At 64.8% G+C, this 12,822-nt stretch carries 11 protein-coding genes; 4 read left to right on the top strand and 7 right to left on the bottom strand.

The genetic code is table 11. The annotated features are described in order from the left end of the window. Positions 1-569: ABC transporter ATP-binding protein (locus tag LCF60_RS21575; RefSeq protein WP_292294605.1), on the top strand; the 569-nt coding region annotated here is incomplete at its 5' end. Between the two features lie 26 nt (positions 570-595). On the opposite strand, the gene LCF60_RS21580 is transcribed toward LCF60_RS21575, so the two are convergent. The 6 genes from LCF60_RS21580 to xylF all read right to left on the bottom strand — a co-directional run bounded on the left by LCF60_RS21580 (position 596) and on the right by xylF (position 7,928). Then, the gene (locus tag LCF60_RS21580) at positions 596-1,894 is read right to left on the bottom strand and encodes a cytochrome c peroxidase (protein ID WP_292294606.1); all 1,299 of its coding nucleotides are present in this window, start codon (positions 1,892-1,894) and stop codon (positions 596-598) included. Then, the gene (xylB, locus tag LCF60_RS21585; protein ID WP_292294607.1) at positions 1,891-3,354 is read right to left on the bottom strand and encodes a xylulokinase; all 1,464 of its coding nucleotides are present in this window, start codon (positions 3,352-3,354) and stop codon (positions 1,891-1,893) included. Before xylB ends, LCF60_RS21580 begins: the two co-directional genes overlap by 4 nt. A gap of 24 nt (positions 3,355-3,378) precedes the next feature. Beyond that, positions 3,379-4,686, bottom strand: coding sequence for a xylose isomerase (xylA, locus tag LCF60_RS21590; protein ID WP_292294608.1), 1,308 nt, complete (start codon positions 4,684-4,686; stop codon positions 3,379-3,381). Positions 4,687-4,777: 91 nt separating this feature from the next. Then, positions 4,778-5,542 (bottom strand): ATP-binding cassette domain-containing protein, encoded by a 765-nt coding sequence (locus tag LCF60_RS21595; RefSeq protein ID WP_292294609.1) that lies wholly within the window; start codon positions 5,540-5,542, stop codon positions 4,778-4,780. After that, positions 5,542-6,834 carry a sugar ABC transporter permease gene (locus LCF60_RS21600; RefSeq protein WP_292294610.1) on the bottom strand — a complete coding sequence of 431 codons (1,293 nt, stop codon included), beginning with the start codon at positions 6,832-6,834 and terminating at the stop codon, positions 5,542-5,544. The genes LCF60_RS21595 and LCF60_RS21600 overlap by 1 nt, the downstream gene beginning before the upstream one ends. Positions 6,835-6,914: 80 nt before the next feature. Beyond that, positions 6,915-7,928 (bottom strand): D-xylose ABC transporter substrate-binding protein, encoded by a 1,014-nt coding sequence (xylF, locus tag LCF60_RS21605; RefSeq protein ID WP_292294611.1) that lies wholly within the window; start codon positions 7,926-7,928, stop codon positions 6,915-6,917. A 164-nt stretch (positions 7,929-8,092) separates the two neighbouring features. Between xylF and LCF60_RS21610 the strand changes: the two genes are divergently transcribed. Together LCF60_RS21610 and LCF60_RS21615 are read left to right on the top strand one after the other, a co-directional pair. Then, entirely contained in the window at positions 8,093-9,310 is a 1,218-nt protein-coding gene (locus LCF60_RS21610) for an ROK family transcriptional regulator (protein WP_292294612.1), read from the top strand. After that, positions 9,300-10,835 (top strand): CRTAC1 family protein, encoded by a 1,536-nt coding sequence (locus tag LCF60_RS21615; RefSeq protein ID WP_292294613.1) that lies wholly within the window; start codon positions 9,300-9,302, stop codon positions 10,833-10,835. The genes LCF60_RS21610 and LCF60_RS21615 overlap by 11 nt, the downstream gene beginning before the upstream one ends. A 33-nt stretch (positions 10,836-10,868) precedes the next feature. Here the strand turns inward: LCF60_RS21615 and LCF60_RS21620 are convergent, their stop codons facing one another. Next, positions 10,869-11,861 carry a hypothetical protein gene (locus LCF60_RS21620; protein WP_292294614.1) on the bottom strand — a complete coding sequence of 331 codons (993 nt, stop codon included), beginning with the start codon at positions 11,859-11,861 and terminating at the stop codon, positions 10,869-10,871. Between LCF60_RS21620 and LCF60_RS21625 the strand changes: the two genes are divergently transcribed. Beyond that, complete coding sequence (locus LCF60_RS21625) at positions 11,853-12,452, top strand: hypothetical protein (RefSeq protein ID WP_292294615.1); 600 nt, start codon at positions 11,853-11,855, stop codon at positions 12,450-12,452. The two genes, LCF60_RS21620 and LCF60_RS21625, sit on opposite strands and share 9 nt — an antisense overlap. The last annotated feature ends 370 nt before the right edge of the window (positions 12,453-12,822 follow it).

The following is a 12,822-nucleotide window of genomic DNA, read 5'->3' on the forward strand; positions in this document are numbered from 1 at the left end:
AGATTTTCGACAGCGTGAACCTGCGCGAGGAATTCCTTGATCGTTATCCGCACGAGTTTTCCGGCGGGCAGGCGCAGCGCATCGGCATTGCGCGCGCGCTGGCGGCCAAGGCGCGCATCCTGATCCTGGACGAGCCGGTCTCGGCGCTGGATGTGTCGGTGCAGGCGCAGGTGCTGAACCTGCTGGCGGATCTGAAGCGCGAATTCGATCTGACCTATCTCTTCATCAGCCACGATCTGGCCGTGGTCGAAGCGGTGAGCGACCGGATCGCGGTGCTCTATTTCGGGTCGGTGGTCGAGATCGGACCGGCGGAGGAGATTTTCGCAAACCCGCGCCATCCCTATACGCGGTTGCTGGCACAAAGCGCGCCTGTCGTGGGGCGGCCCCTGACGGAACCCGAGGCCAAGGGAACAGAGCTTCCCGATCCGCTGAACCCGCCGCCGGGCTGCGCCTTTGCCGCCCGCTGCCCGCGCGCGCAGGATCGTTGCCGGGCGGAGGTGCCAAGGCTGATGGCGACGTCGGGCGCGGCGCAGGCGGCGTGTTTCTTTCCGCTTGAGGACGCGGAGTGACGTTTGCCTGACGTCGCGCCGGTGCCTTAACGGCCCACCACGGGCAGGGCGCTAGGCACGGCTCCCGGGATGCCGAGGCGTTGGGTGTCGTCTTCGAGCGTTTCCAGGAACGCGACAAGCGCGGCGATCTCCGTGTCGCTCAGGGCTTGCGGGATCAGGTCATTGGCCGCGGCGATGGCGTCGATCTCGGACGGATCATCAAGGATGCGCGTGTCTTCGACACCGGGAAGGGCGGGCAGGACCGCCTGTGTCAGGTCATAGGCGTGCAAGGCGGCGACCGGATCAAGGTGATGCCGGATCATCGCCTCGAGGGTCGCGTAGGCGCCATTGTGGCCATAAGGCGCGGTAAGCGTCACGTTGCGCAGGGACGGGGTCCGGAAGGCGAAGGCGTCCGCCGGATCGCCAGTCACCCGCAGGCGGCCGTCGTCGCGGGCGTGGTTTTCGAAACGCGCCGCCTTGCCGGGGCCGAACTGGGGCAGGGCGATGGCGTGGAACGCGTGATCCGTCTGCAACCAGCCGGAATGGCAGTCCGCACAGCCGGCCTTGCCGTAGAACAGGTCCTTGCCCTGCGCCGCCTTGGGTGGCAGCGACGCCGCGCCGGCCATCGCCCTGTCGAACAGCGCATCGTCAGCGCGCCATTCGAAGGCGATGAAATCCGCGATGACGTTGGCGATGGCGGCAAAGCTGATGTCCGCTCCCGGCAGCGCTGCGTCGAAACGGGCGCGGTATTCCGGGATGTCGGCGACACGGGCCGCGATCTTGTCCCAGGCGCCGCCGGGGGTGGCCAGCAAGCCTTGCCGGACGGCCTGGCTGATCTCGTTCTCGGAATAATGCCCGGCCATTTCGTCGGGCGACAGCACCGGGAACATGGCCTGTGCCGCAAGTGGCGAGTCGAAACCCGTGGTCATGTCGGCGCCCAGCGGCGTGCGGATGCCGTTCGGCGCGGCGGGGTCAAGCTCCAGCCGCCCGTCGTGGAAAAACCGCGTGAATTCGGTTGCGCCAAGGTTCCACAGCCCGCTGGCATTGCGCGGAATGCGCTGTTCCGGGGTGTTTTCGGGGTCGATCCTGCGATCCGGGCCAAGCCCGAGACCGCCATCGCCCAGGGCAAGGGACATCCCGTCCGAGGTGCCGAAATCCGGGTGGTGGCAGGTGGCGCAACTGACGGATGTGTTGCCCGACAGGATCGGATCGTAGAACAGCAGCCAGCCCAGTTCGACGCGCTCCGGATCGCGGTCCGGAAAGACCGGGCGCGGGCCGAGGTCCTGCGCCACGCCGTGAGTGGCGAGCGTGACAAGCAGGGACGCGGCCAGCAGTGCCCGTCTCATCGGGCGATCTTCGGAAGGCCCGCGAGCGCCGGATAAAGCGCGCGGTAGCGTTGGTGGGCATCGGCGTAGGCCTGCCGCAGCCTTGCGTCCGGTTGGATCACCTCGGCGATGGCGGGGGGCGTCATGACCGACGCCGGGTCCTGTCCGGTATGGGCGCAGATCGCCAGTCGCGCCGCACCCAAGGCGGCCCCCAGTTCGCCCGACTTGGGCACCGACAGGGGCAGGTCCAGCGTGTTGGCCAGGGTCGTGAGCCAGAACCGAGACCGGGCGCCGCCGCCGATGGCGAAGAGCGTGTCAAAACGTGCGCCGGTGCTTTTCAACGCGTCGGCGCTGTCGCGCAGGGCAAAGGCGACGCCCTCCATCACCGCACGGGTCAGGTCGGTGCGGCCCGTGGCGATGTCGAGCCCGATCAACGCGCCGCGAATGGCGCTGTCATTGTGGGGGGTGCGTTCTCCGGACAGGTAGGGAAGGAAGGTCGCTTGGGACGGTCCGGTGGCGATCTCGGGCAGGGCAGAGGACAGGTCGGCCGGGCTTTCCTTCAAGGCGCGGGACAGCCAGTTCAGGCTGTCGGTGGCGGCAAGGATCACCCCCATCTGGTACCACAGGCCGGGCACCGCGTGGCAGAAGCTGTGCACGGCAGAGTCGGGGCTGGGCGCATAGCGGTCGCGTCCGGCCATCAGCACACCCGAGGTGCCCAGCGACACGAAGCCGGTGCCTTCGCCCAGGGCGCCGATGCCGCAGGCGGCTGCGGCGTTGTCACCCGCACCACCCGCCACGATCACCGGGTCGGACAGGCCCCAGTCGGACAGAAGCTGTGGGCGCAGTTGGCCGCCCGCTTCGGAGCCTTCCGCAAGCTCCGGCATCTGGTCGTGGCGCATCCCGCCGTGGTTCAGGGCGTCATCCGACCAGGTGCGCGCGCCGACGTCCAGCCAGGCCGTGCCGGCGCTGTCCGACAGGTCGGACACATGCTCTCCGGTCAGCCAGAGGCGCAGATAGTCCTTGGGCAGGAGCACCTTGGCGATCCGGTCGAAGATGTCGGGTTCATGCGTCTTCACCCAGGCCAGCTTGGGAGCGGTGAAGCCGGGAAAGACGATGTTGCCGGTGATTTCGCGCATCCCCGGCGTTGCATCGAGGGCGGCGGCCTCGTGGATCGAGCGGGTGTCGTTCCACAGCATGCAGGGGCGCAGCACGCGGTCTTCGGCGTCAACAAGCGTCGCGCCGTGCATGTGGCCGGACAGACCGATGGCCTTGAGCGCGGCGAAGCCCTCGGGGGCGGCCTGGCGGATGGCGGCCATGGTGGTCTTGCAGGCCCGCACCCAGTCGGCGGGATCCTGTTCGGACCAGCCGGGCTGCGGGTGCGAGACGTCGAAGGCCGCCTCTGCCTCTGCCTGAACCACACCCGCCGCATCGGTGAGGATGGCGCGCAGGCCCGAGGTTCCGAGGTCGAGTCCGAGATACATTGGCCTATTCCCTGCCTGGTGGCCTCAGACGAAGCGGTTGACGTAGTTTTCGAGGATCTCCTGGCGGCCGGAGCGGGGTTCGGGGTTGATCCCGTCGTCCAGCACGCGCTGGGTGATCGACCCCAGATCGCTTGTCAGCATGGCCTGCGCCTCGGGGCTTTGCCAGCCCGCATAGCGGTCGGACAGGGCCTTTTCCAGACCACCATCCTCGATCATCGCGGCGGCGGCCTTGAGACCGCGCGCGCAGATGTCCATGCCGCCGACATGGGCCGCGACCAGGTCTTCCGCGTCGATCGACTGGCGACGCAGCTTGGCGTCGAAATTGGTGCCGCCCTGCGTGAAGCCGCCGGATTTGAGCACGTGGTAATAGGCCAGCGCCACCTCGGGGGTGTTGTTGGGGAACTGGTCGGTGTCCCAGCCGGACTGGTAATCGTTGCGGTTCATGTCGATGGAGCCAAGCATGCCTTCGGAGGCGGCGAGCGCCAGTTCATGTTCGAAGGAATGCCCGGCAAGGATCGCGTGGCCCTGTTCGATGTTGAGCTTCACCTCGGTCTCGAGGCCGTATTTGCGCAGGAAGCCGATGCAGGTGGCGACGTCGAAATCATACTGGTGCTTCGACGGCTCCTGCGGTTTTGGCTCCACGAGGATCTGCCCCTCGAAGCCAATCTTGTGCTTGTAGTCGACCACCATGCTCAGGAACCGGCCCATGTGGTCAAGCTCCTGGGTCAGGTCTGTATTGAGCAGTGTCTCATAGCCTTCGCGCCCGCCCCAGAGCACGTAGTTCGCGCCGCCCAGCTTGTGCGTGGCATCCATGCAGGATTTTACCGTCGCGGCGGCAAAGGCAAAGACATCGGGGTCCGGGTTGGTCGATGCGCCCGACATCCACCGGCGGTGGCTGAACATGTTGGCCGTGCCCCACAGCAGCCTGGTGCGGGAGCTTTCCATCTTCTCGCCGATATAATCGGTGATCTCGTTCAGAGTGGCCAGGTTGTCGGCATAATTGCCCTGTTCGGGACGGATATCGGCATCATGCCAGCAGAAGAACGGAGCGTCGAGAATATCGAACATCTCGAAAGCCACATCCGCCTTCATCTTGGCGCGGCCCATGTCGTCCTGCGGATGCCACGGCCGGACAAAGGTCTGACCCCCGAACGGGTCGCCGCCTTCCCACGCGAAGGAATGCCAATAGGCCACGGCAAATCTCAGATGGTCTTCCATCCGTTTGCCCATGACGGTCTCGTCCGGATTGTAGTGGTGAAAGGCCAGCGGGTTCGTGCTGTCCGGCCCCTCGTAGGCAATGGCGGGAATACCGTCGAAAAAGCCTGTGCTCATCGTGTTGGTCCTCGTGGATGTGTCGGGTCGTGATCTGTCAGGCCACCCGGATTTTCCGGGCGCCGTTGTCTGTTTCGGTAGGGCGCCCGGGTCAGGCGGCGGCGGTTTCGGGCTTCTTGCCGAGAATGATCATCGACAGGATGTCCTCGTCGGTGACGTCGCCCACGTTGACCGTGCCCACGAGCGCGCCGTTCTTCATCACCGAGGCCCGGTCGCAGAGATCCATGACGCTGTGCACGTCATGTTCGATCAGGAAGATGCCGATGCCCTGATCCTTGAGTTGCTGGATCAGTTCGGCGACCATCTTGGTTTCCTGCGGCCCGAGGGCGGCTGTCGGTTCGTCCATGATCAGGATGCGGGCGTTGAAATAGACCGCCCGCGCAATCGCCACCGATTGCCGCTGTCCGCCAGACAAGGCTTTCACGGGATCGGCGAATTTCTTGAAGTTCGGGTTGAGCCGCCCCATGATCTTGCGCGTTTCGGCTTCCATCCGGGCGTCATCGACAAAGCCCGCACCGGTGACCAGTTCGCGGCCCAGGAACAGGTTCGAGGCCGCGTCGAGATTGTCGGCCAGCGCAAGCGTCTGGTAGATCGTCTCGATGTTGTGCTTGCGCGCGTCGCGCGGGTTCTGGATGTCGACCGTCTTGCCGTCGATGAGGATTTCGCCCGCATCCATCGAATAGGCGCCCGACAGGCATTTGATGAGCGTCGATTTGCCGGCGCCGTTGTGCCCCAGAAGGCCCACGACCTCGCCGGGGTAGAGGTCGACCGACACGTGGTCGACCGCCTTGACGCCGCCGAAGGACACCGAGACGTCGCGCATCTCGACCAGCGGAGTTCCAGTTCTGTCAACCATCACGCGTCTCCTGTCCGTTTGCGGTAGAGAATGTCGATCAGCACCGCGAGCACGAGCACAGAGCCAACCACGATGTTCTGGAACGGCGCGTCGACGCCGACCATCGCCATGCCCGATTGCAGCGACTGCATGATCAGCGCGCCGAGGATGGCGCCGTAGATCGTGCCGATGCCCCCTGCGAGGGCGGTGCCGCCGATCACCGCCGCCGCGATCACGCGCAATTCGTCCAGCGTGCCGATGTCGTTGGAGTGAAACGACAGGCGGGCGGATGCGACGAGGGCGGCAAGGGCGCAGAGCACGCCCATGATGGCGAAGACCTTGACCGTCAGGAACCGCGTGTTGATGCCCGAAAGCTCGGCCGCATCGGGGTTGCCACCGGTTGCAAAGATGTAGCGGCCCAGCCGGGTGCGGCGCGCGACCAGTGTCATCACCACCGCGACCGCGATCAGAAGCAGCACCGAGAACGGCAGACCGTAGCCTTGGGTGAAGCCGTCGGGCATGACCTCGCCGCGGGCTTCGAATTCGCGGGCCAGCACACGGTCGGGCACCTCGTAGGCATTGAGCGTCGCGACGAAGCCGAGGATCAGCACGCCGGCGATTGCCATCAGCAGGCCTTCGGCCCAAAGCGGCTTTACCGAGAATTCATGTGCGATGCGGGCGCGGCGGGCCTGCCAGATGGCATAGCAGGCCGCGGCGACGGCGAGCAGGCCGAAGATCCAGCTTGCGGTTTCGCCCATCGTGCCGCCGATGCCGCCAAGCATCTGGAAGTTCGGATCAAGCGGGCCGATCGTCTGACCGTTGGTCAGGTACCAAGCCACGTTGCGCCACACCAGGAACCCGCCCAGAGTGACGATGAAGGCGGGGATCGTCAGGTAGCCGACCAGCCAGCCATGAAAGGCCCCGATCAGGCCGCCGGTCAGGATTCCCACGAGGATCGCCATCGGCGCAATCAGCGTGCTGCCATAGTCCAACCCCAGCGCCGGCAGGATCTGCGTCTGCGTCATCGCCATCACCGCCGAACAGGTCGCAAGCAGGGCGCCCACGCTCAGGTCGATGTGGCGGGTGACGATCACGAAGACCATGCCGGTGGCCATGATGGCCACGCTGACGGTCTGGATCGTCAGGTTGAAGATGTTACGCGGTGTAAGGAAGCGGCCGTCGGTGAGGACGTTGAACACGATACAGACCAGAATGAACGCACCAATCATGCCCAGAAGGCGGGTGTCGAATTCAAGCGTCTTGAAGATGTTCTGGCGTCCCTTCGATGTGCCGGTCTCGCTGGCCTCTGCCATGGTGACCTCGGAGTTTGAAAGGAGGAGGGGCGATCCCCACCCGAAACGGGCAGGGATCGCGTGAGTCACGTGCGCAGGGATCAGTTACAGGGCGCAGGACCGTCGGTCACACCCTGGCAGAGCGCGTCTTTCTCGATCCAGCCCGCATCGACGACGACCGAAAGGTTGTCGGCGGTGACCGGAACCGGCTCGAGGAACTTCGCGGTCATGGTCGTACCACCCGGCGACGTCCATTCCTGTGCGCCCTCGATGTCGGACATCGCGGTGCCACCGGCGAGGGCCACGGCGATCTCGCCGGCCTCCTGGCCGAGATCCCGCGCGTCTTTCCAGACCGAGACCGTCTGGGTGCCCTTGGCAACACGGTTCAGCGCGGCGTGGTCGCCGTCCTGACCGGACACCGGGATCCCGTCGAGACCCTGCGCGGCAAGCGCGGCCACGGCGCCACCGGCGGTGCCGTCATTCGACGCCACGACCGCGTCGACATTGTTGTCGTTGGCGGTCAGGATCTGCTCCATGTTGCGCTGCGCGTTGGCAGGCAGCCAGCCGTCGGTATAGGCTTCGTCGACGATGGTGATGTCGCCCGCGTCGATGGCGTCCTGCAGCACTTCCTGCTGACCGCCCCGCAGGAAATCGGCGTTCGGATCGGTGGGCGAGCCCTTGATCATCACGTAATTGCCGGTCGGCTGCGCCTCGAGAACCGCGCGGGCCTGCATGCGGCCCACCTCGATGTTGTCGAAGGTCAGGTAAAAGGCGCGGGGGTCTTCGATCAGGCGGTCATAGGCGATGACCGGAATGCCTTCATTCGCCGCGGCCTGCACGGCGGGGATGATCGCCTGCGTGTCCTGCGCCAGGATGATGAGCACGTCGGCCCCCTGTGCCACAAGGCTTTCGACATCCGAAAGCTGCTTGGAAGACGAGGATTGCGCGTCGGCCGAGATGTATTCCGCACCGGCCTCTTCCAGCGCGCTCACGATGGCGGCCTCGTCCGTCTTCCAGCGTTCTTCCTGGAAATTCGACCAGCTCACGCCGACGGTCTGCGCGAAGGCAGCGGTGCCCATCACCATGGCAATCGCGGTGGTTGCAAAAAGTTTCATTGGAGTCCTCCCAGTGTTTTTCACGTCTTGGCGCCAAGGAATACACCTCGAATCGGCGCTGACCGCTCCATCATGCATATTTATTTCACTGAGAAAAATAAATTCTCTGCATTCGCCGAAAGAATGTTAGGTATAAAAAACGGGCAAAGAGGAATCAGGACGCCATGACCAGCGATCTGGCGGAATTGACGGGGCTGGACGCACGGGACGCAACCCGGCTCAAGGTGCTGCAATGCATTCGCGCCAACGGCGAAATCTCGCGGACCGACATCGCCAGGACACTCGAGAGCAGCCCTGCAACGGTCACGTCGGCCTGCGGGGCGCTGCTTGATGCCGGGCTGATCAGCGAAGTGGAAAAGACCCCTTCGGATACGGTGCAGCGCGGCCGCCCGCGCGTCATGCTCCAGATCAACGGCGCGGTGTTTCTTCTGGCCGGGGTCAAGATCGCCCGCACCGCGATACTCGTGGTGATCGTCGATTTCAAAGGTGACGAGATCGGAACATACGCCCTGCCACTGACGGTGTCCCGGATGCCGGCGAAGGAACTCGTGTTGCAGGTCCGCGCCGCACTCGAGGCCGCATGCGACCATCTTGGCGCAGAGATGGGGCAGATCGCCGGAGTCGCGCTCGGGATGCCGGGTTTCATCAATGGGCAGACCGGGTTCATGCACTGGTCCTCGTCGGTCACCGAACGCAACGTGAATTTCGCGCCGCTGTTCATCGAACATCTGTCCTGCCCGACCTTCATCGACAACGACGCCAACCTCGTGGCCAAGGCCGAGCATCTGTTCGGGGCCGGGCGGGGGTTGCGCAATTTTCTTGTCGTCACCGTCGAACATGGCGTGGGCATGGGCATCGTGCTGAACGGCGAGCTGTATCGCGGGGAACGCGGCTGCGGGGCCGAGTTCGGCCATGCCAAGGTGCAGGTGAACGGGGCTGTCTGCCAATGCGGCCAGCGCGGCTGTCTGGAAGCCTATGTCGGCGATTACGCGATGGTGCGGGACGCCTCGACCGGACGGCAGGGGGATGCGCCCAAGTCGATCGCCGACATCATCGAAGCGGCCCGCCAGGGCGACCAGCTGGCGCATCAGGTGCTGGAACGCTCGTCCGAGATCCTCGGGGTGGCGCTGGCCAACCTGGTCAATCTTTTCGATCCCGAGCATATCGTCATCGCGCGGTCGCGTCCGCCCTTCGATCCGCCCTATCCCGAGATCATGCTCAAGGCGCTTCGGCGGAACACCGTTCAGGTGGACGCACCCCTGCCGGGTCTGACCGTGCGCAATCTGGACGAAAGCATGTGGGCCAAGGGCGCGGCCGCCCACGGGATCGAGATGGTCTCGATCCTCAAGGTGCGCGAACGGAGCGTTCTGGATGTGGCGTAGGGGCGTCGCCTTCACTTTTGCGGCGGCGGCCTTTGCCTGCGTGGCCCGGGCCGAGCCGGTGCAGCCGGTCTTCACCCCGGTCGAGATCGCCGGGCACGTCTATGACGGCGGTTGGGAGCATTTCGTCGGTGGCGGCATCGCGGCCTTCGATTGCGACGGGGATCGCCTGCCCGAGCTTTACGCCGCTGGCGGCACCAACTCCGCAACGCTGTTCCGCAACGTGTCGACAGAGGCGGTGGCCTTCAAGGCGGACACACCCGATGCGCTGGCGCTGACCGGCGTGACCGGGGCCTATCCGCTTGACCTTGACGGGGACGGGCACCTTGACCTCGCGGTGCTGCGGGTCGGGCCGGATGTCCTGATGCAGGGGCAGGGCGATTGCCGCTTCCGCCCGTTCGGCGCGGAGTTGGGATTCACGTCCGGCGATCACTGGACCACCGCCTTTTCGGCCACATGGGAGGACGGTCAAACGCTGCCCACGCTGGCCTTTGGCAGCTACGTCGACCGCACCGATCCCGAGGGCCCGTTCGAGGCGTGTGACAGCCTGTTCCTCTATCGACCGGACGCGGACAGCTATGGCCCGCCACAAGACCTGCGCCCGGGCTATTGCGCCCTGTCGATGCTGTTCTCCGACTGGGCGCGGATCGGACGCGCCGACCTGCGCGTGTCGAACGACCGGCATTATTACGTGCGCGGCGGGCAGGAACAGATGTGGGCGATGGAGGCCGAACCCCGGCCCTATACCGCCGAGGAAGGATGGAAACCCTACGCGCTCTGGGGCATGGGCATCGCCTCGCGCGATCTTACCGGAGATGGGTTTCCCGAGGTCTACCTGACCTCGATCGGCGATCAGAAATTCCAGATGTTCGATCCGCAGACCGGCGGTCCAACCTGGCTGGATGCCACCTATGCGCGCGGGACCACGGCCCACCGTCCGCATTTCGGCGACGACGGTCGTCCGTCGACGGGATGGCATGCGGCCTTCGGGGATGTGAACGCAGACGGGCGCGACGACATCTTCGTGGCGAAAGGCAATGTCGAACAGATGCCGGATGCAGCGATGGAAGACCCGAACACGCTCCTGGTGCAACAAAAGGATGGCCGGTTCGCCGAAACCGCCAAGGCCGCCGGCATCGCGTCCATGGCCCGCTCGCGCGGTGCGGCGCTGGTCGATTTCAACAATGACGGCAGGCTCGATCTGGCCGTGGTCAACCGCCGCGCCCCGATGCAGGTCTTCGAGAACCGCACGCAAGGCGGCTCCTGGCTTCTGGTCGATCTGCGCGGCGCCGGGCCGAACACGACGGCCGTCGGCGCATTTGTCGAACTGCGCACGCAGGACCGGACACAGACGCGCGAGATCACCATTGGCGGCGGCCATGCGGGCGGGCACGCGGGGCTTCAGCATTTCGGGCTTGGAGAGGAGACAGAGGTCGACCTGCGCGTGATCTGGCCGGATGGCACGCCGACGCCATGGCAGACTTTCAAGGCAAACCGGATCCTGTCAGTCGAACAGGCCGCCCGGTAGCCGCCGGGACACGCAGCCGGTTAGCGCCTTCGGTCATGGGGAGATGGTCCGCAGACGCCGCTTGATCCGCGCCGCCTTGCCGCGCATTTGCGCGCCGCGCCGCAGGGCCGCCATGTGCAGACGCCATGGCAGAGGGGGTCGGATGCGCGGTTCGGTCCTGGGCAAGGCCGACAGGTCGAAGCCGCCCCGCGTTTCGAAATGGGCAAGCAGCTTGGTGCCATAGGCCTTGCCCGCCGGGCTGACATCGGGATTGGCCAACCGCCGGTGCAGTCCGGCCACCAGCGCGTCGGACCATTTGAAGTGGTGCACGCGGAAGGGATGCGCAAACCGGAAACCGGGGCGGGTGATGCCGGGAAACTCGGCCAGCGGACGGTGCAGCGCATAGCGAACCCGGCGCGGATCGGCCTGCGGGTGATGGCCACCCCGGCTTGGCCGCACCTCGGCACGGTGCAGCATCAGCTTGACCGTGCCGTATGCGTCATGTCCGCCGCCCAGTCCCGCGATGTGGATCATTGCCTCGGCACGGACAGGAAACTGGTCCGACAGCGCGGGCGTTTCGCGCACCGGCGCAAGCCCGCCATCCGGCGCGATCCGGTCGATGAATGGCCCCTGGAGCGCGGTGATGCCGCGCGCCTCGCACCACGCGATCACCTCCGGCAGGGGCGCCGGGTATTCGTGCAGTTCGTCCACATCCGCATTGACGATCCAGTCACCGGGCCGCGCCACCCGGGCCTGAACCGCGCGGCGGCGTTCCCACATGGCGGCGCTGGAATAGCGGTCCGTCCAGATCTCTGCCGGGGCATGGCCGAACCGAGCAAGCGTCGCACATGCCTCGTCGACGCCCGCGTGATCTTCGCCCGGCGCATTGAGGATCACGTGTACGGCCCCGGGCGCGATCCCGAGAGCCTGGTAATGGGCGAGAAAATGCGGCAGCAGCGCAAGGTCGCTGTCTACCCCGAGGCATGAGATCAGGATCGGGCCGCGACGGACCTCGGCATCCGTCTTGGCTGTGCTGTGGTGGATCAAGAAACCGTCTCCGACAAAAGAATTCTGGTTTCAACGATCCAAGCGCGCAATCGGTTTCGTCGCATCCGTCCCGAGCGCATGGACACCCGTCGACCGCCCCGTGCAACAGGCCGAGCGCGCCTGAAACACATCCGGCTGCCTGCGGAGGCCGGTACACAGATGCAGGCGCGTTTTGTTCAGGTGATCGACGGCGCATCCATCGACCATCCCTTTCGCCCGCAAGCGAAAACGGCAGTCAAGACACAACCAGCGGCCTCCCCGTCGCCAAGGGCGCAAGGGTTAGAAGGTCACCGGCACGATTTTCTGTCAGACCGTCAGCGGTCCTCAGGGCAAGTCTGCCCCATACCCGAACAATTGCGTGTCACGGGAGCTTCATCCGATGAAGTCGCCGTCGGGAATGTCAGTATGGGTAAATTTGGAAATGCAGCAGCCGACGAAACCGACACCAAGAGCGAAAAGGCAGCGACGGCTGATTTACGAACAAAAGAAGATGCTAATCTATGCATTGAAAACCCTCAGTTTTTTAAATCGCGCGAACAGAATACCATGACTCATCCCTGTTTACCTAACGTAAACCACAGGCCCGGTTGACCCGAAACCAACCACCGCGATGTGGACGCGATACCAACACTCGTCGCGCTGTTCAGCGCTTTTTCTGGCCCGTGCTACAGTGACTTTGGTGATTTGGCGCGCAGAGAATACCCGATCCGAGGAGAGGATAGTGATGCTTCAGCTCTTCCGGGATGCGTCGGATGGAGTAGAAAACCCCGTCTTGGATGAAGGTGAACGGGCGTGAAATGGTCTCCGACATGGTTTACGGCTCCTAGCAGTGGCTAAAAGCTGGAGTGATACCAATGAGTTATCTGAAGAAATGGTGCCCCCACACGGCAACTCCACCAGAACTGAGTGCGTGCAAAGTTATTGAAAATCAGACACTTATCGGGCTAGTTTCTGACTTTTG

The organism is Marivita sp., assembly GCF_020055635.1.
Lineage (GTDB): Bacteria > Pseudomonadota > Alphaproteobacteria > Rhodobacterales > Rhodobacteraceae > Marivita.